The sequence below is a fragment of the Nitrospirillum goiasense genome (genome assembly GCF_034427435.1).
Lineage (GTDB): Bacteria > Pseudomonadota > Alphaproteobacteria > Azospirillales > Azospirillaceae > Nitrospirillum.
Window position 1 is genome coordinate 2099771 of the sequence record NZ_JAXQNP010000002.1, and the last position, 25341, is coordinate 2125111.

At 67.5% G+C, this 25341-nt stretch carries 17 protein-coding genes; 10 read left to right on the forward strand and 7 right to left on the reverse strand.

The annotated features are described in order from the left end of the window. Positions 1-77 precede the first annotated feature (77 nt). The 5 genes from ULB03_RS12230 to ULB03_RS12250 all read right to left on the reverse strand — a co-directional run bounded on the left by ULB03_RS12230 (position 78) and on the right by ULB03_RS12250 (position 12130). Entirely contained in the window at positions 78-1139 is a 1062-nt protein-coding gene (locus tag ULB03_RS12230; RefSeq protein WP_322483376.1) for a transglutaminase family protein, read from the reverse strand. Continuing rightward, complete coding sequence (locus tag ULB03_RS12235) at positions 1117-3663, reverse strand: circularly permuted type 2 ATP-grasp protein (protein WP_322483377.1); 2547 nt, start codon at positions 3661-3663, stop codon at positions 1117-1119. The genes ULB03_RS12230 and ULB03_RS12235 overlap by 23 nt, the downstream gene beginning before the upstream one ends. A 6-nt stretch (positions 3664-3669) precedes the next feature. After that, the gene (locus tag ULB03_RS12240) at positions 3670-6996 is read right to left on the reverse strand and encodes a transglutaminase family protein (RefSeq protein ID WP_322483378.1); all 3327 of its coding nucleotides are present in this window, start codon (positions 6994-6996) and stop codon (positions 3670-3672) included. Between the two features lie 185 nt (positions 6997-7181). Further along, complete coding sequence (locus tag ULB03_RS12245; protein WP_322483379.1) at positions 7182-9086, reverse strand: tetratricopeptide repeat protein; 1905 nt, start codon at positions 9084-9086, stop codon at positions 7182-7184. 158 nt (positions 9087-9244) lie between these two features. Beyond that, positions 9245-12130, reverse strand: a complete 2886-nt coding sequence (locus ULB03_RS12250) for a TonB-dependent receptor domain-containing protein (protein WP_322483380.1) — start codon at positions 12128-12130, stop codon at positions 9245-9247. Between ULB03_RS12250 and ULB03_RS12255 the strand changes: the two genes are divergently transcribed. Then, positions 12129-12395 (forward strand): hypothetical protein, encoded by a 267-nt coding sequence (locus ULB03_RS12255; protein ID WP_322483381.1) that lies wholly within the window; start codon positions 12129-12131, stop codon positions 12393-12395. The two genes, ULB03_RS12250 and ULB03_RS12255, sit on opposite strands and share 2 nt — an antisense overlap. Positions 12396-12640: 245 nt before the next feature. On the opposite strand, the gene ULB03_RS12260 is transcribed toward ULB03_RS12255, so the two are convergent. Then, entirely contained in the window at positions 12641-13093 is a 453-nt protein-coding gene (locus ULB03_RS12260) for an Lrp/AsnC family transcriptional regulator (RefSeq protein WP_322483382.1), read from the reverse strand. 105 nt (positions 13094-13198) lie between these two features. Here ULB03_RS12260 and ULB03_RS12265 point away from each other — a divergent pair, with 105 nt between their 5' ends. From ULB03_RS12265 to ULB03_RS12280, 4 genes are all read left to right on the forward strand, one after another. After that, on the forward strand, positions 13199-14311 hold the full coding sequence (locus tag ULB03_RS12265) for a saccharopine dehydrogenase family protein (protein WP_322483383.1): 1113 nt from the start codon (positions 13199-13201) through the stop codon (positions 14309-14311). Between the two features lie 45 nt (positions 14312-14356). After that, a complete protein-coding gene (amaB, locus tag ULB03_RS12270) occupies positions 14357-15880 on the forward strand; it encodes an L-piperidine-6-carboxylate dehydrogenase (RefSeq protein ID WP_322483384.1) in 1524 nt (507 codons plus the stop codon). Positions 15881-15894: 14 nt separating this feature from the next. After that, entirely contained in the window at positions 15895-16941 is a 1047-nt protein-coding gene (locus ULB03_RS12275; protein ID WP_322483385.1) for a 2-oxoadipate dioxygenase/decarboxylase family protein, read from the forward strand. A gap of 193 nt (positions 16942-17134) precedes the next feature. Next, positions 17135-17809: an invasion associated locus B family protein gene (locus ULB03_RS12280; RefSeq protein WP_322483386.1), complete on the forward strand. Its 675-nt coding sequence runs from the start codon at positions 17135-17137 to the stop codon at positions 17807-17809. A 67-nt stretch (positions 17810-17876) separates the two neighbouring features. Here the strand turns inward: ULB03_RS12280 and ULB03_RS12285 are convergent, their stop codons facing one another. Further along, entirely contained in the window at positions 17877-19214 is a 1338-nt protein-coding gene (locus ULB03_RS12285) for a pectate lyase family protein (RefSeq protein ID WP_322483387.1), read from the reverse strand. A 292-nt stretch (positions 19215-19506) separates the two neighbouring features. Here ULB03_RS12285 and ULB03_RS12290 point away from each other — a divergent pair, with 292 nt between their 5' ends. The 5 genes from ULB03_RS12290 to ULB03_RS12310 all read left to right on the forward strand — a co-directional run bounded on the left by ULB03_RS12290 (position 19507) and on the right by ULB03_RS12310 (position 25341). After that, positions 19507-20619, forward strand: coding sequence for a LacI family DNA-binding transcriptional regulator (locus ULB03_RS12290; RefSeq protein WP_322483388.1), 1113 nt, complete (start codon positions 19507-19509; stop codon positions 20617-20619). A gap of 166 nt (positions 20620-20785) precedes the next feature. Beyond that, on the forward strand, positions 20786-22204 hold the full coding sequence (gene uxaC, locus ULB03_RS12295) for a glucuronate isomerase (protein WP_322483389.1): 1419 nt from the start codon (positions 20786-20788) through the stop codon (positions 22202-22204). A gap of 84 nt (positions 22205-22288) precedes the next feature. Further along, entirely contained in the window at positions 22289-23134 is an 846-nt protein-coding gene (kduI, locus tag ULB03_RS12300; RefSeq protein WP_322483390.1) for a 5-dehydro-4-deoxy-D-glucuronate isomerase, read from the forward strand. Positions 23135-23148: 14 nt separating this feature from the next. Beyond that, entirely contained in the window at positions 23149-23925 is a 777-nt protein-coding gene (gene kduD / locus ULB03_RS12305) for a 2-dehydro-3-deoxy-D-gluconate 5-dehydrogenase KduD (RefSeq protein ID WP_322483391.1), read from the forward strand. A 177-nt stretch (positions 23926-24102) separates the two neighbouring features. Next, positions 24103-25341 carry a hypothetical protein gene (locus ULB03_RS12310; RefSeq protein WP_322483392.1) on the forward strand — a complete coding sequence of 413 codons (1239 nt, stop codon included), beginning with the start codon at positions 24103-24105 and terminating at the stop codon, positions 25339-25341.

Consider the following 25341-nt stretch of genomic DNA (forward strand, 5'->3'; position numbering starts at 1 on the left):
GCCGGCCTTTGTTCGCCGGCCCCCTTATGCGTCGGTTCCCTATATACAGGGTGTGCTCATATCAGTCAGTTGCCCCTCTAGGGGTAGGGCGGCTCCGGTGCGCAGGAAGACTGTGTTTGGGTCTGCACCATGGGCCCATTCCAGTCCTGGCCCAAGCCCTGGCTTTGCGCCTGCGTGATGGCGGGCGGGTCATCCGCCACCTCCTCCACATCGACGCTGACGGACAACGCGTGCGCGTCGCCGCCCAGGATGACGCCGCGCAAGGGGCAGACGTCGTCATAGTCGCGGCCATAGGCCAGGGTGATGTGGTTGCGGTCGACCAGCGTGTCGTTGGTCGGGTCCATGTCGACCCAACCGACATCGGACCCGCACCACACCTGCACCCAGGCGTGGCTGGCGTCCGCCCCTTCCAGGCGCGGCTGGCCGGGCGGCGGCAGGGTGCGCAGATAGCCGCTGACGTAGCGGGCGGGCAGGCCCAGGGCGCGCAAGGCGCCGATCATGACATGGGCGAAATCCTGGCAGACGCCGCGTTTCAGGGCCAAGGCCTCCAGCACCGGGGTGCCCACGCTGGTGGCGGTGGCGTCGAAGGTGAAGCTGTCGTGGATGCGGCGCGTCAGGTCGCGGGCGCCGGCGCCGATGGGCCGGCCGGCCTGGAAGCTCGCGGCGGCGAAGGCGGCAAGCTCCGGGCTGGGCTGCGGCAGGCGGGGCGACGCCTCAATGAACTCCGCCACCGCCAACTGGCCAGGCGCCTGGGCCGCGATCTCCTCCCAGGCCGGCGTGGCCATCAGGTCGGGGGCCGGCCGCGGCGTCAGGGTGACGTCCAGGTCCACGGTCATCGACAATTCCAGGTGCGGCGTGTCGATGGCCACATACCGGGTGGGGTTGCCCAGCCAGTCCAGCCGATCCGCCACGACGGCGGGTGTGGGCGTGACCGTCAGCGCCACGACGTGTGCCCGCTGTCCCGGCACATCGCGCGGCCCCAGATGGGCGATAAGCTGGGAGGAGACAACCTGCACCGTGTAGCTGTACCGCGTGGTATGGCGGCAGCGGTACCGGATGGGCGCCGCCGGGGAAGCGGTGGCGCCGGCCAGGGAGGGGGCTGGAGAGGGGGATCGCTCAGGCGGCACGGGCGTGGACATGGCTGAAATAGGCTTGCGACAGCAGGTTCGACATGTCCGGCAGCGCCCACCCCAACTGGAACAGGGTGGCGCTCAGCAGCGCCATGTCGCGGGTCAGGGCCAGGTCCTGCAGGCGATAGCTGGCCTGGGCCACCAACTCGCCCAGGCGGGTCAGCGGATCCTCACCGCCGCCCAGGCCGAAGGTGGGCAGGGAGGGTAGGCGCGACACCTGCCGCCGGAAGGTTTCCAACTGGAAGAGCAGGGAATGTGGATGCTCCGGGTCCGTCAGCAGCAGGCTCAAAGCCGCCTCGCGCTGCACGCCCACGGGGAAGCGCTCGCGATAGGCGGGACCGGCCTCCGCCAGTTCCAGCAGAACCTCCTGCGTGGCGGCGTCCGAACGGTCGTTGGTGATGCCGCTGGCCTGCAGCCGCTCCACCGCGTCGATGGCGCGTTCCAGCCGGCGGCCCAGCACCAGGAAGCGCCAGCCGGCGCCACGCGGCATGCTGTCCAGTTCCAGGCCCGTCTGCGCCGCCAGCACCTGGCTGAAATCGCCCAGCAGGACGGCCAGCGCGGCGCGATCGGCCTTAGCCAGGCCGGCCCCCAGCACGTCCAGGCGGCCCAGGATCTGGCGGCTGTCCAGGGGTAGGCGGTCGCGCACGCTGCCCATGGCGCGGCGCAGGCGGCCGGTGGTGGCCACCAGGCTGCCAGGGTTGGCGGGATCGACGGCGATCTCCAACGCCTGGCGCATGCCGCGCACGGCATCGCTGTCGGGCAACTGGGCGATCTCCTGTGGGATCAGGGTGGCACGGCCCATCAGGCGCAGCAGGGGGGCCAGTTCCTCCCGCGCGGCCGGCCGGCTGTCGTCGGACAGGCGTACGGCGGCACCCCGCAGCAGGCGGACGGCGGCGGCGGCACGCTCGGCATAGCGCCCCACCCAGAACAGGTGGTCGGCCGCCCGGCTGGGCAGGTTGCCCGGCACGGGGCTGGGCTCGCGCGCACCGTCCGGCGGGCCGGACGCCAGGCGGCGGACGGGGCCGATCGGCTGCGCCCCGACGATCCATAAATCCTTGGAGCCCGCCCCTTCCTGCAGGGAAACGGCGGCGTGGCGGGCGTCGGCGCTGATGCGCACCAGGCCGCCGGGCATGACCGTCCAGCCGCCGTCGCTGGCGGCGCACAGGAACGCCCGGACCACCAGGGGCCGGGGTTCCACCCGGCCGTCGCGCCACAGCGGGGCGGTGGAGGGCGCCACCGGCAACTGCCCCGCCCAGTCCTGCGGCCGCGCCCGGATGCGGGCGGCCAGGGCCGCGCGGGCGTCCTCATCCAGGTCGGGGCCGTTGGCGACATGGCCGGGCAGGCTGGAGAAGGCGGGCCGGATCACCATGCGGTCCAACTGCGCCAGCATCGCCTCGCGCTGGTCGGGATCGCCGCCCCAATAGGTGGGCACGTCGGGCAGCAGCAAGTCCTCGCCCAGCAGGCGGCGGCTGAGCGCCGGCATGCGGGACAGCAGCGCCATGCTCTCGGCCATGCCCGAGCCCAGGGCGTTGACCACGGCGACGGCGCCGGCGCGCACCGCCTGCAACAGGCCGGGCACGCCCAGCGCGCTGTCCACGCGCAGTTCCAGCGGATCGCAGAAGGCGTCGTCCACGCGGTGCAGGATGACGTCCACCCGCTCCAGCCCGGCCAGCGTCTTCAGGTAGACCGCCTGGTCCCGCACCACCATGTCGGCCCCCTCAGCCAAGGTCATGCGCAGATGACGGGCAAGGTAGGCGTGCTCAAAATAGGCCTCGTTGAAGGGGCCGGGGGTCAGCAGCACGGCGCGGGGATGGCCGTCCACGCCCGAACATTGCGGGGCCGCCCGGGCCACGGCGGCGCGCAGGGCTTCGAAGAACGGCGACAGGCGTTCGACATTGCAGGCGCGGAAGGGGTCGGCCAGGGTCTGGCTCAGCACCGCGCGGTTTTCCAGGGCGTAGCCGACGCCGGTCGGCGCCTCCGTCCGGCAGGTCAACACCCGCCACTGGCCATCGCCATCGCGCACCAGGTCGGCTGCGAACAGGGCCAGGCGCCGCCCGCCGGGCACGGCCAGGCCCTGGCAGGCGCGCAGATATCCCGGGTCGGCGTACAGCAGGGACGGCGGCACGGTGCCGTCACTCAACAGCGTCTGGGGGCCGTAAAAATCCTCCAGCACCTTTTCGATCAGGCGGGCCCGCTGCACCAGGCCGGCGCTGATGACCTGCCATTCCCGGGCGGACAGCAGCAGCGGCACCGGGTCCAGCGGCCACGGCCGTTCCGTTCCCTGGGGATCGCGGTAGGAGTTGAAGGTGACGCCGTTCAGGAACAGCCGCTGGCGCGCCGCCGCCCACCGGTCCGCCATCTGCTCTGGCGAGAAGGGGCCGTGGGCGGCGAAGAACTGCTGCCATTGCGGACGCAGGTGCCCCGTGCCCGTCACCATCTCGTCAAAGACGGGACCGATGCCGTAGCCGAGATCGCCGGCATCGTGGAACAGCGAGGGCTGTTCCGGCGGCGGTTGGGGCGCGCGGTCAGGCAATCCTACTCAGCCAAGTCTCAGGTCCAGGGTCATGGGATAGTCCGGGTTCCGTGTTTCGGGCGGGATGGTCATGGGCCCCGGTGTATGCCCGAAGGGATGGAAGCGCGCCAGGCGGCGGCCTTCCGCTTCATTGGCATTGACCGGGAAGGTGGTGAAGTTGCGCCCTCCTGGATGGGCAACGTGATAAGTGCAGCCGCCGACGGACCGTTCGGTCCACAGATCCAAAATATCGAAGACCAAAGGCGTATGCACGGGGATAGTCGGGTGTAGGCATCCGGGCGGCTGCCAGGCGCGGTAGCGCACGGCCGCCACATACTCCCCCTCGGTGCCGGTGGGGTGCAGGGGCAGCCGCCGGCCGTTGCAGGTGACGGCGTAGCGGTCGCCCACCATGCCGGTCATCCGCACCTGGATGCGCTCCAGGCTGCTGTCGACATAGCGCACGGTGCCGCCACCTCCCGGTTCCTCGCCCAACACGTGCCATGGTTCCAGGGCGGTGCGCAGTTCCAGGGTCAGGCTGCGCTGGCTGACGGCGCCGATCTTGGGGAAACGGAAATTGAGGTGCGGGGCGAACCACGACTCCTCGAAGGCGTAGCCGGCCTCCCGCAGTTCCGTCACCACGTCCTGGATATCCTGCGTCACGAACTGCGGCAGCAGGAAACGGTCGTGCAGCTTGGTGCCCCAGCGCACCAGGCCGGCGCGGTAGGGCTCCCGCCAGAACCAGGCGATCAGGGTCCGCAGCAACAATTGCTGCACCAGGCTCATCTGCGCATGCGGCGGCATCTCGAAGCTGCGCAGTTCCACCAGACCCAGGCGGCCGGTTGAACTGTCGGGGCTGTACAGCTTGTCGATGCAGAATTCGGAGCGGTGGGTGTTGCCCTGCACGTCCACCAGCAGGTGGCGCAGCGCCCGGTCGATCAGCCACGGCGGCGGGTTGGGGCCGGCGCGGTCCAACTCCTTGAAGGCGATCTCCAGCTCATACAGGCTTTCGTGTCGCGCCTCATCCACCCGAGGGTGCTGGCTGGTCGGCCCGATGAACATGGTGCTGAACAGGTAGGACAGGCTGGGGTGGTTCTGGAAATAGGTGAGCAGGGACCGCAGCACGTCCGGCCGGCGCAGGAAGGGGCTGTCCGCCGCTGTCGGGCCGCCCACCACCACATGGTTGCCGCCGCCCGTGCCGACATGGCGGCCGTCCAGCGCGAACTTTTCCGTACCCAGGCGGGTCTGGCGCGCGTCCTCATACAGGGTGGTGGTGGTGTAGACCAGGTCCGTCCAGTTGGACGCGGGGTGGATGTTCACCTCGATCACGCCCGGGTCCGGCGTCACCGCGATGCTGTTCAGGCGCGGGTCGCGGGGCGGAGGATAGCCTTCCAGGACGACGGCCAGATCCAGGTCCACGCAGGTGGCCTCGATCTGGGTGACCAGTTCGATCCAATCCTCCAGGTAGCTGGTGGGCGGCAGGAAGATGTAGAGGCGCCCGTCGCGCGGCTGCACGCACAGGGCGGTGCGCACCACCCACCAGGCGCTGGCGCCTTTTTCCGGCACCTTGTCCTGCCTGTCCCGGACATCGGCCATCATGCGCTGGCGCAAGGGCTCCGTCTGGCCCTTGCGCAGGGCCATCTGCTTTTCCAGCTCCTCACGCGCCGGTAACTCCGGCCGGCTGTCGAACGGATCCTGCTCATAGGAATAGACCCGGTCGATGGTGTCGACCCAGGGCAGCGAGCCCAGGGGCAGGCGATAACCGATGGGGCTGTCGCCCGGGGCCAGCAGCAGCCTGTCGGTGCGCGTGGTCCAGGCGCTGGACAGCCAGACGGGGCCGGACGCCTCGTGCCGCCGCTGGATGGGCAGGGCGTAGCCGATGGGGGTGCCCAGGCCGGTCTCGAACACCTTGGCCAGGCGCGCCCGCTCCTCCGCGTCCTCCAGCTTGCTGTCGAAGGGGTCGACATTCACCGGCAGCTCGCGTTCCTTGTGGATGTAGTGCCAAGGATCCTCAAAGGCGCCGCGGGCGTAGTCCGGGTTTATGCCCAGTCGTTCCGCCAGGCGGCGGATGAAGGCCTCCGATTCCGCCGGCCCATAGCCGTAATGGCGCCGTTCGTCGGCCAGGTATTCGCCATGGGTCCACAGCGCGTCGCCGTCGCGGCGCCAATACAGTTGCAGGGCCCAGCGCGGCAGGCTTTCGCCCGGATACCATTTACCCTGGCCGAAATGCAGCAGGCCGCCCTGGGCGTAGCGCGCCTGCAGCCGGCGGATCAGGTCGCCGGACAGCAGGCGCTTGGTGGGGCCCAGCGCCGCTGTGTTCCACTCCGCCCCCTCCATGTCGTCGATGGAGATGAAGGTGGGCTCGCCGCCCATGGTCAGGCGAATGTCGCCGTCCACGATCTCGCGGTCCACCTGGTGCCCCAGGCGGTCGATGGCGCCCCACTGGTCTGGGGTGTAGGGCTTGGTGGTGCGCGGCTGCTCCCGGATGCGGGTCACCGACATCGCGTGCTCGAACGTCACCTCGCACATGTCCAGCCCGCCCGTGACCGGGGCGGCGGAGAAGGGGTCGGGCGTGCAGGCCAGGGGGATATGCCCCTCACCCGCGAACAGGCCGGAGGTGGGGTCCAGCCCGATCCAGCCGGCACCGGGCAGGTAGACCTCCGTCCAGGCGTGCAGGTCGGTGAAGTCGGCGGAGGGGCCGTCCGGTCCCTCCAGCGGCTTCTGGTCGGCGACGAGTTGCACCAGGTAGCCCGACGCGAACCGCGCCGCCAGGCCCAGGTTGCGCAGCACCTGGACCAGCAGCCAGGCGGTGTCGCGGCAGGACCCGGTGCCCAGCCCCAGCGTTTCCTCCGGCGTCTGCACGCCCGGTTCCAGGCGGATGACGTAGCCGATGCGCTGTTGCAGCTTCAGGTTCAGGTCGGCCAGGAAGGCCACGGTGCCGGTGGGCGTGCGGTCTACCCCATCCAGCAGGGCCTGGACCAGGGGGCCGGGTTCCTCCGCCTCCAGGAAGGGCTTCAGGTCCTTGGCCAGCCACGGCTCATAGGTGAAGGGGAATTTCTCCGCCGCCGGTTCCAGGAAGAAGTCGAACGGGTTGATGACCGCCATGTCGGCCACCAGGTCCACCTCCAGCGTGAACTCATCGGTCTTCTCGGGGAAAACCAGGCGCGCCAGCCAGTTGGACTGGGGATCCTGTTGCCAGTTCAGGAAATGCTGCTTGGGCGTGACCTTTAGCGAATAGGACAGGATGGGCGTGCGGCAGTGCGGCGCCGGCCGCAGGCGCACCAGTTGGGCCCCCAGATTGATCAGCCGGTCGTAACGGTAGATCGTTTTGTGGTTGATGGCGACGTGGATGCTCATGACTTCCCCTGTTCGCGGAAGCGATGGCAACCCATAGCCCCCGGTGCCCTGACACCGGTCACGGTATCATCATTGCCCGCGATGGTTAAAGTGCGTTGCAGCATGTTTTTTGGGCAGCGCAAAAAATAGGCAATCCCGAATCACGAGGGGAAGGGCGTAGCCCCGTCACCCCCGTGTTCCGTCATTCAGCCGCGCCCGCCGATATCAAAGGCGACGGTGGTGCGTGTCTGGTCGCCGTGGAAGGGGATGGTCCCGTGCCACATATAGCTTGGGAACAGCACCAGCAGGCCGGGGCGTGGCTGGATGGCCCGCTCCCACGGCAGGGTGGCGCCGTTGCCTTGGGCGAAGGCGCCGAAGGTGATCCAGCCCTGCTTGCCTTCCGCGTCCGCCACCGCGTCCGGCATGTCCACGTAATAGCAGCCGCTGATCCATCCCTCCGGATGGATGTGGTTGGTGTGATAACCCTGGCTGCGCAGCCGGGCCGACCACGACCCGGCCCAGTGCAATTCCTGGCCTTTGCGGCGCAGGAAGGGATGCGTGCCATCATCGGGCAAGCCGGCGATATAGCGCCGGGCAGCGGCCAGGACGTTGTCGCGCAGGGCCAGGATGGACGGCGCGGCGTTAGCGCGGGTGAACAGGTTTTCGCGTGTCTGGGTGCCGTTGCGCAGGGTCTGCTCGATCGGCTCGTGCTGTGCCACGTGCTGCACGTCCAGCGCCGCCATCAGGTCGGCATGGAAGGCGCCCAGGTCGGCATAGCCAGCGGGCGCGGCCAGGTCGACCGCGTGGATGAAGCGGTCGTAATCGTAAAGCCCCCGTGGGTCCGCCTGTCCCATCAGGCGATGGGCCGTCGCCTCGAACGCCACGGCGAACTGGCTATCCGGCACCAGGGCGCCCAGTCGGCGGGCGGCGTCCAGCGCCTCGGCCGGACGGTTCAGGCGCAGAGCGGCCTCGGCCGTCCGGTACAGCAGCCGCTGGTCGTCCGGCGCCGTCTTCAATCCCTCAAGGGCGACCTCCAGCGCCTCCGGCACGCGCTCCTGGGCCAGCAGCAGGGTGGCGCGCAGGCGGGGCAGCGAGGGGGATTCCGGACGCAAGGCGGCGGCGGCGGCGATGTTGGCCTCCGCCTCGTCATGGCGACCGAACAGGATGTAGGCCTCCGCCGCCATCTCCAGCAAATCGGGGTCGTTGGGCTTGCGCTCCTTGGCCCATTCGTAGGAGTTCAGCAGCTGCGCATGCTGTCCCGTTTCCCACAACGCCTGGTTCAGGGCGGCTTGGGCGGCGTAATTGCCGGGGTCCAGCACCACCACCTTTTTCAGGCAGGTGATGGCCTCATCCAACTGGCCCAAGGCCAGCAGGGTGTTGCCCAGGTTCAACCAGATCTGCCAGCGGTCCGGCGCCCGCTCCGCCGCGCGCCTCAGGTAGGGGGCGGCATCCTCGAAACGCTGCTGGCGGCGCAGGGCCGATCCCAGGCTGTTGTTCAGGTAGAAGTCGTTGGGCAGCCGGGTGAGGCCGGCGCGCAGCATTTCCTCCGCCCGCTTCGGCTCGTCCAATTGCAGGTAGGCCTCGGCGATGCCCACCCGGGCCGCCACGTAATCGGGCTGCAACTGCAAGGCCCGGCGATACAGGGGCAGGGCGGCCTCCAACAGCGGCCGCGCGTTGGCCGGTTCCTGCCCCGCCAACGCCACCAGGCATTCGGCGCGATTGCTGTAGGCCTCGACATAGTCGGACTTGTGCAGGATGGCCTTTTCATAAAAGGGCAGGGCCTGGGACGGCCGGCCGGTATCCTTCAGCAGGTTGCCCAGGTTGTAGTTCACATGGGGCTGCCGGCTGTCCACGGCCAGCGATCGGCGCAGCAACTGCTCCGCCTGGTCCAAGTCCCCATGGCGCTTGGCGATCAGCCCCAGCAGTTGCAGGGCGTCCGGCTCGGCGGCGTCCAACGCCAGCACCTGGCGCAGGATCTGCTCCGCCTCATGCAACTGACCCCGCGTTTGGAACGTCAGCGCCTGCTGGATCAGCGATTGGATGCGCTGCTTCTGGGCGGCGGAGGCGGCACGCGGGACGGGGATGGAGAAGGGGGACTGGCCGTTGGTCATGAGGCGGGTGCCGGTATGGTGGAACGGAAGGGTGGGCGGAAGCGAGAGCGGCGGGCCCCTGGGCAGGGACCCGCCGCGTATCGATGTTATACGATAGGCCGTCTCGGAAGTCGGCGGTTTAGAAATCGGCGGTGATGCCCAGGAAGCCCCTCCGCCGATTAGAAATCGGCGGTGATGCCCAGGAAGAACGTCCGGCCCAGGGTGTCGTAGATGCCGGGATAGGTGTTGCCGTTGCCGTAACCGCCCAGCACGCTGACGTAATCGTCGTTGGCGGACTGGATGGGCGGGTCCTTGTCGAACAGGTTGTTGACGCCGAACCGCAGCGTGTAGTGGTCCATCAGGTTGATGGTCCCCGCCAGGTCGAAGTAATTGTAGGCGGAAATCTTGCCGTCGATGTTGTTGTAGATGCCGGAGCCGGCGTTCAGGCTGGGGTCGGTGCTGTTGTTGTCCAGGCTGCTGCCGCCGATATAGCGCCAGTTGACCGACAGGTCGGCGTTCCACGGCGTGTTCCAGGTGAGGCGGAACTGATGGCGCCAGTGCGGCGTGGGCTGGCCGCAGGTGCTGCCGTACAGGCCGGCGCAGTCGTACTTGGCTTCATGCAGCAACGGCTGGTAGCGGTTGAACTGCGTCCAGGAGCCGATGAACTTCAGGGTGAGGGCGCCCAGGTCCTTGATCCCGAAATCCTCCAGGTCCTGGCGATAGGTGCCGGAGACGTCCACGCCCGCCTGCTGGCGGTAGCCGGCGTTGATGTCGGTGGTGATGAAATAGCCGTCGCTGGAGTTCAGGCTGCCGGCCGCCCCGCGGTGGATCAGGTCGCAGTAGTAGGAATTGCCGGTGTTCAAGCACTGCGACATGATTTGCGAGGTCGGCACCGTGCCGATCAGGTTCTCGATCTTGATGTTGTAGTAGTCGACCGTGGCCGCGAAGTTGGGCACGAAGGTCGGGGTGAAGACGAAGCCGGCGGTGTAGGTGTCCGCCGTTTCCGGCTTCAGCGCCTTGTTGCCGCCGCTCAGCGTGTTGCAGCCGTCGACGGAGGTGCAGTCGGAGATGTTGCCGTACTGGGCCGCCGAAACCCCGGTACGGGCGCACTGAGCCAGCGACGCCGACGGGTTGGACCCGGAGCAGGGGTCCAGCGCGCCGCCGATGCCCGACGTGCTGGTCTGGAACAGCTCGATGATGTTGGGGGCGCGGACGGCGTGGTTATAGCCACCGCGGAAGGCCACGTCGCTGACGGGGGCGTAGTTCAGGCTGGCCTTGTAGGTGTTGGCCTTGCCCGCCAGGTTGTAGTCCGACCAGCGATAACCGGCATCGACCGACAGGTCCTTGATGAACGGCTTGTCGGTGACCAGAGGCAGGCGCAGTTCGCCGAAGATGTCCTTCACCTCGGTGGCGCCTATCGCCGGCTGGGTGGTGCCGGCACCGGAGCCGGACAGGTCGCCGGACAGCACGTTCTCGCTGTACTTCAGGTCAATGGCGTCGCGCCGCCACTCGGTGCCGAAGGCCACGGCGACCGGGTCCTTGGCGAAGGGGCTTTTCACGCCCCAGGCGCCGAAGTCGCCGGAGACGGAGCCGCTGACGATGTCCTGGGTGGTGGAGCCTTCCTTGAAGCTGGTGGTGTAGACGTAGTTGTAGGCGGCGCTGCTGATCTTGCCCAACTGGAAGACGTTGATGGGCACGCAGCTGGAGTCCGTGCCATTGATCACGGATTCGCAGGTGGCGACGCCGTTGACGTTCTTCACCAACAGGGCGTTCTGCAGCTTGGTGATGGAAACGTCGTTCTGATAGGTCTCGTTATAGATCACGGCGGAGTGCTGGCCGTAGACGTCGTAGGACCAGCCGCCGCCCAGGTCGCCCTTGGTGCCGATGACATAGCGGTAATCGGTGTGCCGCAGGTCGTCGTAGCGGGGCGCGTTGTTGTCGGTGAAGCGATAGGCGACGTAGCCATTCCAGGTGGCGCTGCCGCTGCCGGCATTGGCGCCGCACAGCGTCGTCGCCTCCGACGCCGACATCAGCGGATTGTCGCAGTTGATGGAATACGTCGTTCCGCTGAAGAAGCCGGACGGCGCGATCTGCGCCTTGGTATGGTCCGACATGAACATGAAGTCGGTGTAGACGTCGAAGGCCGGGTTGATCTCGTAATGGGCGAAGGCGCCGCCGGTGTAACGCTCGTCCTGGCGCTGGATGTAGTTGTAGGGGCCGTAGTTGAAGGCCAGGGCGCTATTGTATTTGACGAAGGACGCCGACCCGTCCGGGTTCAGCGAATAGCCGGTGCCCGAGCCGTTGGTGCGGAAGCGGCCGTAGGCGCTGTTGGAGGAGCCGGAGCAGTAGCGCTGATCGTCCTGGGTCGCCAGGGCGTCCTCGTTGCTGCTGGTGGTCGCCATGGTGCAGGCCGACCAGTCGCGCGTCGCCTGGGTCACCGGTTCCGTCCAGCGATAGGTCGCGTAGGCGGTGACGTTGCCCTTGTTGTTGGGGGCATTGGCGCCGATCACGAAGGAGCTGTCGCGGACGAACCCGTCGAAGCGATCACCCGGGATGGTGACCGGATAGCTGGAATTCTTGAGAACCTTCTGGGCGTCGCCGTTCTCGTTGCTGTGCTGGGCGGCGGAGAACTGGTAGTCGACCTTCACGCCTTCGAAGTCGCGCTTCATCTTGAAATTCACGACGCCCGCCACGGCATCGGAACCATAGACGGCGGAGGCGCCGCCCGTGACCACGTCCACGCTTTCCACCAGCGCGCCGGGGATGAAGTTGACGTCGGCATAGGGGTAGGTCGGGTCGCCCAGCGGCATGCGGCGACCATCGATCAGCACCAGGGTGCGGGATTCGCCCAGATTGCGCAGGTTGATGGTGGCGGTGCCGGTGGCGCCGTTGGATTGCGCGTTGGTCTGGGCCGCCGTGATGCCGGGCAGGTTGTTCAGCATCGTTTCGACGTTGGTGGTGCCCTGGAGCTTCATCTCCACGCTGTCCACCGTGGTCAGCGGGCTGTCGCTGGTCAGGTTCGCGGCCTGCTTGATGCGCGATCCGGTGACGACGATTTCCTGCATGTCGGTGCTGGCGCTGGCCGTTTGTTGCGCCGCAGCATTATTTGCCGCCGCCAACGCGCCGACAAGCATGGTCGAAGACAGCAGCAATGCGCGCCGCCCAAATTTTGGCATGCCCATGGATTTCCCCGCTGTTCTGGAGATTGTTGATATTGCTGGCCCCAACCAGACAAATCTCTTTTGGAGTCGTGTCCCCCTTGTGCCAGGACCAACGGGAAAAGGGTATTTTGGATATTTTATGGGCGTCAATGGTGCGTCGCAAAAATGACGACTTTGGGAACCGGTTTCACGGCGATGTGTAACTGCCTTGTAACAGTCGTGCGCACATTTGAAACGATTCGGAAACATAATTACCGGCACAATTGCCTAGGTCGAACGGAATAGATAAAAGCCGTACGACTCGCGCCATTTTTTGCACGCGATCAGGGCTGCCAGGGCAATCTTCGGAAAAGGGGGCGTCCGCCGCCGAGGGCCCTCGGGCCGACTCAGCCGCTCAGTCTTGGCCTCGGCCGCTCAGCGGGCCAGGCGCTGCGACAAGATGATGGAGGAGTTGGTGCGCTCCACCCCGTCCACCGCGCCGATGTCGTCGATCACCATGTTCATTTCCGCGATGGATTCGGTGGAGACGACGGCGATCATGTCGAAGGGGCCGCTGACGGCGTAGAGCTGGCGCACCTGGGGCATGGCCTTCAGCCGCGTTTCCACCTGTCGCGCCGCCTTGGGCAACAGGGTGATGGCGACATGGCCCTGGATGCGGCGGGCGAGGTAGTCCGCATCCAGCCGGATGGTGAAGGCGGTGATGACCCCGCGTGCCACCAGACGCTCCAACCGTGCCTGCACCGTGGTGCGGGACACGCCCAGCCGCTTGGCCAGGGTGACGGTGGGCAGCCGGCTGTCCGCCTCCAGCAGGCGCAGCAGCGCGATGTCCAGGTCGTCCGCTTGAAAATTGTCGGTCTGACTGTTCATTTTGCCCACCATATTGCATCAGATTGGTCGCATTGGCTGTTCATTCCGTCAAGGGTTTGCCGGAAAGTCGTTTTCACAGGGAACTTTGAAAACGGGAGAGCGCAGATGCGTCGCATCGTGGTCGTCGGGGCGGGCAAGATCGGGTCCATCATCGCGGAGAACCTGGCGGGATCGGGTGATTACCTGGTGACGGTCCTGGACCGCTCGGCCAAGGCGCTGGAAGGCGTCTCCAAGCGCCTGCCCATCGAGCGGCGCGAGGTCGACATCGGCGACGTGACCGCCCTGACCGAGGCGCTGACCGGCGCCTATGCCGTGCTGAGCGCCGCCCCCTATCACCTCACCATCAAGGTGGCGGAGGCGGCGGCCATCGCCCGCTGCCATTACCTGGACCTGACGGAGGACGTGGCCACCACACGCCGGGTGAAGGAACTGGCCGCCAACGCCCCCAACGCCTTCATTCCCCAATGCGGCCTGGCACCGGGCTTCATCTCCATCGTCGCCGGCAGCCTGGCCAAGAAGTTTGACACGCTGGAGGCCGTGCGCCTGCGCGTCGGCGCCCTGCCGCGCTACGCCAGCAACTCCCTGGGCTACAACCTGACCTGGAGCACCGACGGCGTCATCAACGAGTATTGCGAGCCCTGTGAGGCCATCGTCGAAGGCACGCTGCGCGAGGTGCCGGCGCTGGAGGAGCGGGAGGAGTTCTGGCTGGACGGCGTGCCCTATGAGGCGTTCAACACCTCCGGCGGCCTGGGCAGCCTGGCGGAGGTGCTGAAGGGCCGCGTGCGCACCCTGAACTACAAGACCATCCGCTATCCTGGTCATTGCCAGTTGATGAAGACCCTGTTGAACGACCTGCGCCTGCGCGACCGGCGCGACCTGTTCAAGACGGTGCTGGAGGGGGCCTTGCCCGCCACCCTGCAGGACGTGGTGGTCATCTTCGTCACCGTCAGCGGCATGCTGGACGGCCAACTGACCCAGGAAAGCTATTCCAGCCGCGTGTTCGGCGACTATGCCCATGGCCGCCAGCGCACCGCCATCCAGACCACCACCGCCGCCGGCATCTGCGCCGTGCTGGACATGCTGGCCGATGGCCGGCTGCCGGCACATGGCTTCATCCGCCAGGAGGACATCGCGCTGGATGATTTCCTGGCCAACCGCTTCGGCCGCGCCTATCAGGGGGCGAACCCGGTGGACCAGGTGGTGGCGCGCGTCGCCTGACCGGGCGCACCGCTTAAGCAATAAAGCAGCATGAGGGACGAAGCGATGACGGCAGTGGGCGAAACCCGCGGTGACATTCTGGCGGTGCTGGACCGGCTGGGCGTGGACCGGGCCGTGCTGGCCGGCGGCGATATCGTGGCGCGCAGCCCCATCGATGGTGGCGAGGCGGGCCGGGTGCGGGCCCTGTCCGCTGGCGACGTCGATGCGCTGGTGCGCAAGGCGCACGCCGCCCACCTGGAATGGCGGTTGGTGCCGGCGCCCCGCCGCGGCGAACTGGTGCGCCTGTTGGGTGAGGAACTGCGCGCCGTGCGCGGCGACCTGGGCCTGCTGGTGACCTTGGAGGCCGGCAAGATCGTGTCCGAGGGCCTGGGCGAAGTGCAGGAGATGATCGACATCTGCGACTTCGCCGTCGGCCTGTCCCGCCAGCTCTACGGCCTGACCATAGCGACCGAGCGGCCGGGCCACCGCCTTATGGAAACCTGGCACCCGCTGGGCGTCTGCGGCGTCATCAGCGCCTTCAACTTCCCGGTGGCGGTATGGTCGTGGAACGCGGCCCTGGCCCTGGTCTGCGGCAACAGCGTCGTCTGGAAGCCGTCGGAAAAGACGCCGCTGACGGCCATCGCCGTGCAGGCGGCCTTTGACCGCGCCGCCGCCAAGTTCGGTTCCGCGCCCGATGGTTTGTCCATCCTGGCCCAGGGACACGCCGACGTGGGCCAGGCGCTGGTGGACCATCCCTTGGTGCCGCTGGTGTCCGCCACGGGCTCCACCCGCATGGGCCGGGCCGTGGCGCCGCGCCTGGCGGCGCGTTTCGCCCGCGCCGTCCTGGAACTGGGCGGCAACAACGCCGCCATCGTGGCACCCTCGGCCGACCTGGAACTGGCGGTGCGCGGCATCGCCTTCGCCGCCATGGGCACGGCTGGCCAGCGCTGCACCACCCTGCGTCGCCTGATCGTGCACGAGGCCGTGGCCGACCGCCTGCTGGACCGGCTGGCCGCTGCCTACCGCAGCGTCAAGGTGGGCGACCCGCGAGAGGCCGGCACCCTGGTGGGCCCGCTGATCGACAAGGCCTCGTATGAGGGCATGGTCAAGGCGCTGGCCGCCGCCAAGGCCGCCGGCGGCACCGTGATCGGCGGGGAGCGGGTGGAGGTGGGCTCCAGCGACGCCTACTACGTCCGCCCGGCGCTGGTGACCATGCCGGACCAGGGGGGCCCCATGCTGGAGGAAACCTTCGCCCCCATCCTCTACGTCGTGCGCTACCGCGACCTGGACCAGGCCATCGCCCTGCAGAACGGCGTGCCGCAGGGGCTGGCCTCCAGCATCTTCACCACCGACATGCGCGAGGCCGAAACCTTCATCAGCGCCGCCGGGTCGGACTGCGGCATCGCCAACGTCAACCTGGGCCCGTCGGGTGCCGAGATCGGCGGCGCCTTTGGCGGCGAGAAGGAAACCGGCGGTGGGCGCGAGGCCGGCTCCGACAGCTGGAAGGCCTATATGCGCCGGGCCACCAACACCATCAATTACTCCAGCGCCCTGCCGCTTGCCCAAGGCGTGCAGTTCGACATCGGTTGAGGAGGGACGGTCGCATGAAGACGCCCACCGTTCAGAAGATCGCCCAGGGCCTGGTCGGTCCGGAGGAGGCCGGCCGGCTCATGGAGATGCTGGCCCTGCATCCCGACTTCCTGGCCGACCATGGCGACGCCGTGCCGCGCGCCGTGGTGGCCCAGGCCCTGACCATGCAGCTGTTCCGCGGCCTGCTGCGTGAGGTGCCGGAGGGGGCCCGCTATGTGCGGGAGCAGGGCGGGCGCATGGTGTTCGACCACGGCGCCCTGCGCACGGTGAACGCTCCCGGCCTGGGGGCATTGCCGCCCGGCCATGCCGCCTTCGCCCGGGTGTTGGAGCCGCTGGGTTATCACGTCGGCGGGACCTACCCGTTGGAGCGGCTGCGCATGATGGGCTACGCTTACACCCACCGCGATTACCCGGAGGATATCGCCCAGTTCTTCGTCAGCGAAATCTTCCCCGACCGTTTCTCGCCGGCGGTGCAGGCGGCGGCGCTGGAGGTGTTCCAGGTGAAGGATGATCCCCTGGCCGCCGACGCCCAGGGCCTGCTGGACCGCCTGGCCGCCGGCGGCACGCTGACGCTGGACGAGGCGACGGCCCTGGTGGGCGAGTTGCTGCGCCTGTTCGACCGCCATCATCCGGTGCCGACCCTGGCGCAGTATGAGACCCTGTTGGCGGAATCGGCGGAATTGGCCTGGATCGCCACCGAGGGCAACCGCTTCAACCACGCCACCGACCGGGTGGCCGACGTGGAGGCGTTGGCCGAGGACCTCAAGGCCCGGGGCTATGAGATGAAGCCCAAGGTGGAGGTGTCGCGCGACGGCACGGTGCGCCAGACGGCCTTGCGCGCCGCGATGGTGGAGCGTCCCTTCATCGACGCCCGGGGTAATCTGACCAGCCGCGTCGTGCCGGGGTCGTTCTACGAGTTCATTTCCCGCGATCCCCTCAAATCGGAAACCGGCGACTCTGACACGGGGCACGGGGAAGCGGGGCGCCGGCTGGATTTGCGATTCGACAGCGGCAATGCCCAGGGCATCTTCAAGATGACGGCGGCGGCGTCCGGTTGCTGATCAATTCTGACGGCGAGGCGGCCTGGGGCGGGGCACAGCCCAGGCGCGCGGCCGCGATGCCGCCGTCCAACGGCCCCCACCTCCAGGGCGCGAGGCGGGAGAGGTTGACCGCGCCGCCGCGATGTCCCAACAATTCCGGCCTTATCGCGGCCATACCCGGCGGCATCGCGCCCATAACAGAAAAAGCATATCCATGACCCATAAAGAGGATCCCGCGCCGGCCCGCCCCACCGTCGTCGTTGGCGGTTCGCGCACCCCCCTGATCGTGATCGGCCTGCTGTTCCTGCTGGGGCTGCTGACGGTGGGCGGCATCATGCTGTACCAGCACCACAAGGCCGGCGGCGCCAAATCGGCCAGTGCTGGGACGCAGAAGCCGGCGGGACCGCCCTGGGCCAAGAATTGCGCCAAGGGGGCTGGCGGCGGCGATGTCTGCTTCGTCGAGCAGTTCGCCATCGCCAATCCCGGCAACGCCATCGTCCTGCATATCCAGATCGGTTACATGTCGACGGATGGCAAGCCGGTGCTGGCCATCACCGTGCCCCTGGGCACGCCGGTGCAGCCGGGCCTGCAACTGACCCTGGATGGCGCCAAGCCCATCGCCCTGCCGTTGACGCTGTGCCAGGCCGGCGGGTGTATCGCCTCGGCCAACCTGGACCAGGACGTGCTGAAGCAGTTCACCAACGGCAAGGTGCTGATGGTGCGCTACGCCAAGCCGGACAAGAGCCCCATGGACGTGCCGGTGCAACTGGACGGCTTGGCGGCCGCCCTGCAAAGCCTGGGGCCCCCGCCGGCCCCGACGCCCACGGCGGCCGCAACCGAAGGGGCCAAGCCCGATGTGGCCAAGCCGGCGGATCAGCCGAAGAAGTAAGCCGGTTTCCGGTCAAAGAAAAAGGGCGGCCTTGCGGGGCCGCCCTTTGTCTTATGGGCAACGCGTCTCAGGTGCCCCTGGCCTTGGACTTGGCGTCCAGCGCCGTGGCCGTGCGCGGGGTCATGTCGTCCAGGTTCCAATCGGCCGGGTTGAAGGGCCGGGTGCTGGGCTTTTCGTTGGGATAGCCGTGGATGTCGTCCTGGCTGTTGATGATCTCACCCCGGCCTTCCGCCACGTCGGCCAGCAGGCGGACGTCGTCGTAGTCGCGGTCCCAGGGGCGGGCGCCGGCGTTGTGCAGCACGGATTTCTGCACGTCCACCGCCGGCAGGGGCGTCAAGCCCTCCGGCCACAGCGGCGCCTTGTCCATCTCGATCACCTTGGCGGGGGAGGTGGTGTAGCGGCCCATCAAGGGCAGCGGCCCGCCCGCCCGGTCCACGGCGATGTTGTCCTTGCCGTAATATTCCAGGTCGCCATAGCCGCCGATTTCCAGGAAGGCCAGCGGCGTGGGGGTGGAGGGGCCGGCGCGCAGCACGTTGCCCACGGCCGCCATCTGGCCGACCTGGTAGGGATGGTCGCCCCATTCCTCGGCCTGCAGGTTGTAATGGACCGCCCGCTGGCCGGGGTCGTAGATCAGGTTGTTGACGATGACGCCATGGACGCCGCCCTTGAACAGCGGGCTGCGCTCCACATTGTGGGCGTAGAGGTTGCCGACGATCAGGATGTCGGTGACGTTGTCATGGATGAGCGAGCCCTTGGAATGCTCGATCTTCATATGGGTGGCGCGGGCCAACCCCTCCGCGATGATGTTGTTGGAGTAGGTGATGCGGTGGGAGGTGTTCTGCCGCCATTCGTCCGGCGTGTCGCCCTTGAAGCGGGGGCCGGAGGCCGACAGGTTCTCGTCCGTCGCCCAGGTCAGGCTGCAATGGTCCACGATGACGTTGTAGGCCGCCCCCACGGTGCTGACGGCGTCCTCTTCCCATCCGCTTTTCTTGGGCGCGCCCGCGTCGCCCACGCGGATGCGGATGTGCTGCATGACCACATCGTGGGCGCCGATGTCCATGCCGCCCCGGATTAGCGTGATACCGGGGGAGGGGGCCGTCTGCCCGGCGATGGTGACGAAAGGCTCCATCACCTTGACGGTCTTCTGGTTCAGGTCGATGACGCCACCGACCTCGAACACGATGATGCGTGGGCCCTTGGTCTCGATGGCCTCGCGGAAGGAGCCGGGCCCCTCGCTGTTCAGGTTGGTGACCTTGATGATCTTGCCGCCGCGTCCGCCGGGCGTATGCGCCGCCCAGCCCTGGGCACCGGGAAAGGCCAGCGCGTCCGTCTTGTCGGCGGCGGTGGCGGTGCCGGCGGCCAGCGCAGCCGCGAGCGCGGTTGTCGCCAGGATACGTTTGATCACGGGTCTATCCTCCCACATGTTTGTTATGGCGATGGTGGGGCATGGCACGTCAAGCGCGCTAGACCCCATTCCCTCGGACCCATAAATGACACCGGTTTCCTAATGGGGCAAGGGGGCAGTTTCGGGGGTGCGGCGGAATGACGCCCAGGGGGGGCGGCCGGGGTGGTAGAGGGAGTTCCCGTCCCGTCGCCCGCAAATCCCTTTTGTGACGGCGGCCGGGACGCGGCATGCTAGGAAGAGGAACGGACCTTCGACGGAAGTCCTGACAAGAAGAACGAGAAGCAACCAAGACATGACCCAGGACACGCAGCCAAAAGCACGGGCCCGGCGCGGCCGCGCCGCCGGCATCCAGACCGTGGCCGTCGACGCCGTGACATGGACCCTGGACCGGCCGCCCACCATCAATGACGTGGCGCGCCTGGCGCACGTGTCCAAGAAGACGGTGTCGCGGGTCATCAACCAGTCGCCCTTCGTCAACGAAGAGACGCGCACCATCATCAACGGCATCATCGAGCAGATTGGTTACGTGCCCAGCCCTCAGGCGCGGGGCCTGGCGTTCCAGCGCTCCTTCCTGCTGGGGCTGGTTTACGACAACCCCAACGCCCAGTTCATCGTCAACATCCAGGAGGGCGTGCTGGCCGCCTGCCGCCTGGCGGGGTTCGAATTGGTGGTGCATCCCTGCGATCAGAAAAGCCCGCATTTCCTGAACGATGCCAAGCAGTTCGTGCAGCGGCAAAACCTGGATGGCGTGATCGTCGTGCCGCCGGCGTCGGAAAACCCGCAATTGGTCGAGGTGCTGCGCGACCTGGGCTGCCGCTATGTGCGCCTGTCGGCCGTCTCCTTGGATGAGGCGGCGAACATGGTGGTCTACAACGACCGCCAGGGGGCGGCGGAGGTGGCCGAGCATCTGGCGGCCCTGGGGCACCGCGACATCGGATTCATCGCCGGGCCGTCGCGCCACCGGTCCGCGCACGAACGCCGGGAAAGCTTCGTCGCCACCCTGAAGAACCATGGCATCATCCTGCGGCCCGAGATGGTGGAGGAGGGCGCCTACACCTTCGAATCGGGGGAGGTCTGCGCCACCCGCCTGCTGACGCGGGAACCCCGGCCTACCGCCATTTTCGCCAGCAACGACGAGATGGCCGCCGGCGTTTACAAGACGGCTCAGCGCCTGGGCATCAGCATTCCCCGCGACCTGACCATCGTGGGCTTCGACGACAGCCCCATCGCCACCCGCCTGTGGCCGTCGCTGACCACCGTGCGCCTGCCCGCCAAGGATCTGGGGCGCCTGGCGGCGGAAAAGCTGATCATCCGCATCTCCAGCGATGAGGAGGAGGGGCACACCGCCACCGGCGTCGTCAGCCGCATGGTGGTGCGCGAATCCTCCGTTCCGCCCCGGGGGTGAGTCTCCCCCGAGGTGGATTTCGACACCATGCCATGCGATGTCAAATTGACACCGGTTACCAAGACCGCTACCAAATGGGGCGGGAGGAGAGTGGCGAACCGGCTATCGGACGCCGCTCCTGGAAGAACGGTTGCCGCATCTTGGCGGATAGTGAAGGAAGGCCCCGATGGCCCAGCACCTGACCCTGCATGACGATCGCCTGTTTCCCGCCGACCCGGCGGTGCGCGCCATCGCCCGCCGCCTGTATGCGGGGGTGAAGGGGCTGCCTATCATCAGCCCGCACGGCCACACCGACCCGTCATGGTTCGCCGGCAACGACGCGTTCCCCAACGCCACCGCCCTGCTGCTGCAGCCCGACCACTACCTTTACCGCATGCTCTACAGCCAGGGCGTGACGTTGGAGCGGCTGGGCATCCCGGCGGCCGGCCAGCCGGCCCCGGATGTCGACCCGCGCGAGGCTTGGCGCCTGCTGGCCAGCCATTTCCACCTGTTCCGCGGCACGCCGTCCTCCACCTGGCTGAACCATGTCTTCACCCAGGTCTTCGGCCTGGATGTGAAGCTGAGCGCCGAAACCTCCGATCTTTACTTCGACACCATCACCGCCAAGCTGGCGACAGAGGAATTCCGCCCCCGCGCCCTGTTCGAGCGGTTCAACATCGAGGTCATCGCCACCACGGAAAGCCCGGTGGACACGCTGGCCCACCATGAGGCCATCCGCGACAGCGGCTGGAAGGGCAAGGTCATTACCGCCTATCGCCCGGACGCGGTCATCGATCCGGAGCATGAGAACTTCCGCCCGGCCATGGAGCAATTCGCCGCCATCACCGGGGAGGACGTCTACAGCTGGCGGGGCTATCTGAACGCCCACCGGAAGCGCCGCATCGACTTCAAGGCCGTGGGCGCCACCAGCAGCGACCATGGCCATGTCACCGCCGCCACCGCCGACCTGTCGCCTGCCGAGGCCGAGGTCCTGTTCGCCCGCGTGGTGAAGGGCACCTTCACCGCCGCGGATGCCGAGCTGTTCCGCGCCCAGATGCTGACCGAGATGGCGGGCATGAGCCTGGAGGACGGGCTGGTCATGCAGATCCACCCCGGTTCCTTCCGCAACCACAACCACCAGATCTTCCAGCGCTATGGCCGCGACAAGGGCGCCGACATCCCGCTGCGCACCGAATACGTCCACGCGCTGAAGCCGCTGCTGGACCGCTACGGCAATGATCCACGCCTGTCCGTCATCCTGTTCACCCTGGATGAAACGGTCTATGCGCGCGAGCTGGCGCCGCTGGCCGGCCACTATCCGGTGCTGAAGCTGGGCCCCGCCTGGTGGTTCCACGACAGCCCGGAAGGGATGATGCGCTTCCGCGAGCAGACGACGGAAACGGCGGGCTTCTACAACACCGTGGGCTTCAACGACGATACCCGCGCCTTCCTGTCCATCCCCGCCCGCCACGACGTGGCCCGCCGGGTGGACTGCGCCTTCCTGGCGCGCCTGGTGGCGGAACACCGCATCGACGAGGACGACGCGGCGGAGGTGGCCATCGACCTGGCCTACCGCCTGCCCAAGCGCGCCTACAAGCTGGACTGATGACAGGGGGCGGCGAGGGCAACGCCGTCCACGCCGCACCTCTTTCCCAAACGGGGAAACCACAAACATACGGGGAGAATGGCCATGTTCAAGAAGGTCTATCAGGCGACCCATCCCGACATGATGGATGGCGCCCGTAACCAGCAGCTGCGCGACCGCTACCTCATCACCGACCTGTTCGTGGCGGGTGAGGTCAGCCTGAACTATTCCCACAATGAGCGCTTCATCATCGGTGGCGCCGCCCCGGTGGAGGCGCCCCTCGATCTTCCCCTGCAGACGGAACCGGCCTCGGCCGCCGGCAAGCCCTTCCTGGAGCGGCGGGAACTGGGCATCGTCAATGTCGGCGGCCCCGGCACGGTCACGGTGGACGGCGCGGTCTATGAGCTGGCGTCGCGCGACGGCCTGTATGTCCCCATGGGGACGGAGACGGTGGTGTTCGCCTCGGCCGATGCTGGAAACCCTGCCAAGTTCTACCTGGCCAGCACCCCGGCCCACGCCCGTTTCAAGACGGTGAAGATCTCCATCGACCAGGCCGTGCCGCTGGAGCGCGGGGCGCTGGAAACCAGCAACGAGCGCACCATCTACCAGTACATCATTCCCCAGACCTGCCAGTCGGCGCAGTTGCTGCTGGGCCTGACCATGCTGAAGCCGGGCAGCGTGTGGAATACCATGCCGCCCCACCTGCACGACCGCCGGTCTGAGGTCTATTTCTACTTCGATATCAAGGACGACCAGCGCGTTTTCCATTTCATGGGTGAGCCGGAGCTGGCCCGCCACATCGTGGTCGCCAACAACGAGGCCGTGGTGTCGCCGCCCTGGTCCATCCACATGGGCTCCGGCACCGCCAACTATTCCTTCATCTGGGCCATGGGCGGGGAAAACCTCGACTACACCGACATGAAGGTCCTGGACATCTGCCAACTGCGCTGAGGAAGGGCGATCCCATGGCTTTCAACCCGTTCGACTTGACGGGCCGCGTGGCGCTGGTCACCGGCGCCAACACCGGCCTGGGGCAGGGATTGGCCGTGGCGCTGGCCCGCGCCGGCGCCGATATCGTGGCCGCGGGGCGCAGCACGCCCACGGAAACCGAGGCGGCGGTGACGGAAGTGGGCGCCCGCTTTCACTTCGTCCATGCCGATCTCGACAGCGTCGGCGTGGTGCAGGCGGTGGTGGACCAAGCCGTCGCCGCCTTCGGCCGCATCGACATCCTGATCAACAACGCCGGCACCATCCGCCGGGCCGACGCCCTGGAATTTTCCGAGGACGATTGGGACCTGGTGATGAACGTCAACCTGAAGACGCCCTTCTTCCTGGCCCAGGCCGTGGCGCGCCAGATGATGGCGCAGGGCGCTCAGGGCAAGGGCGGTGGCGGCAAGATCATCAACATCGCCTCCATGCTGTCCTTCCAGGGCGGCATCCGTGTCGCCTCCTACACCGCCAGCAAAAGCGGCATCGCCGGCCTGACCAAGCTGCTGGCCAACGAGTGGGCGGCCAAGGGCATCAACGTCAACGCCATCGCGCCCGGCTATTTCGCCACCAACAACACCGAGGCGCTGCGCAACGACGAGACGCGCAACCGGGACATCCTGGCCCGCATCCCCGCCGGCCGCTGGGGCAGGCCGGAGGATTTGGGCGGTGCCGCGGTGTTCCTGGCCTCATCCGCCGCGGACTATGTCCACGGCACCGTCCTGGCCGTCGATGGCGGCTGGCTGGGCCGTTAATAGAGGTCCGATAGCCTTGGGGGCTTGTCAAAAGGATACCGCCGCCGTCAGCGGATAAGGTACATATCGCCGATTGCAGATCGCGACGGCGATACCGTGAGATGAGCCCCCACTGTGACTGATGCGCGCCTTCCGCTGAGCCACCGTCCCGGCGTTGCCGGACAGGTCGCCCGCCCTGTGTTGGGCACCCTACTGGCCGTTGTTCTCTGTTCCGCGCTTCTGATCAGCCGGGACGCGGACTGGGTGCTGCACCCCACCTTGTGGGCGGAAGACGGCGTCATCTGGTTCCAGAACGCCTATGCCAAGGGCTTGAGCGTTCTCTTCGCGACCAGCGCCGGATACCTGAACTTTTTCCCCTACGCCATGGCCCTGGCCGCCCGGGCCCTGCCTCTGGGATGGCTGCCGGGCTGGATGATGGCCGGCGGGTTCATCGCCCAGTTGGCGCCCGCCGTCTTGCTGCTGGTGCGCGGGGCGCCGCTGATCCCGTCCCTTTGGGCGCGCGGGGCGCTCGCGGTCTTTTACCTGGGCGTGCCCAACTCCTATGAAATCCATTTGAACCTGACCAATGCCCAATGGCACCTGATGCTGCTGTCCTTCCTGATGCTGGTGCTGCCCGCGCCGGCGGCGCGGGGCTGGCGGGGGGTGCAGTATGGCGTGTTGCTGCTCAACGGGCTGACGGGGCCGTTCTGTCTGTTCCTGGCCCCCGTCGCCTTATGGCAGTGGCTGGGCAGTGCGCCGGATCAGCGGCGGCACGCCTTCATTCAGGCGGCCATTGTTGGTTTTGCCGCGTTGGCCCAGGCCGTGTGCCTGCTGACCATCGGCGCGGGGGAACGGCAGAATATGGTGCTGGGGCCCAGTGCCACGCGGCTGGCGCGCATTTTGACGGACCAACTGTTCTTGAGTGGGCTGCTGGGAACCACCAACGTCAACATCCTGCAGCAGGACGCGCTGTGGCATCACCCCCTGATGGCCTGGTGCATCGCGGTGGCGGGCCTGTCCATCATCACCCTTGCGCTGGTCAAGGGGCCGTCGGGCTTCCGCAAACTCTGCCTTGCCGGCGTTATCTTGCTCGCCTGCGGGCTGGTCAGCCCGGCCAGCGGAGCCTTCGGCGATCAGTGGGTGCTGTTCGACATACCGGGCTACGGCGGCCGCTACTTCGTCATTCCCATCCTGATCTTTTTCATCGCCTGCCTGATCCTGGTGGTCAAGGCGCCAGGCAAGTACCGCATTCCCGCCTGCGCCCTGCTGGCCGTCTTCATCGTCGGGATGCGGGCGGACTGGCTGTACGCTACGCGAAGCGGCACGTTCACCGCCTATCACCAGGCGGTGGAGGCTTTTGAAAAGGCCCCGCCGGGAACCCAGGTGTCCTTCCCCGAGGCCAGTCCCGGTTGGACCATGGTGTTGACCAAGCGCTGA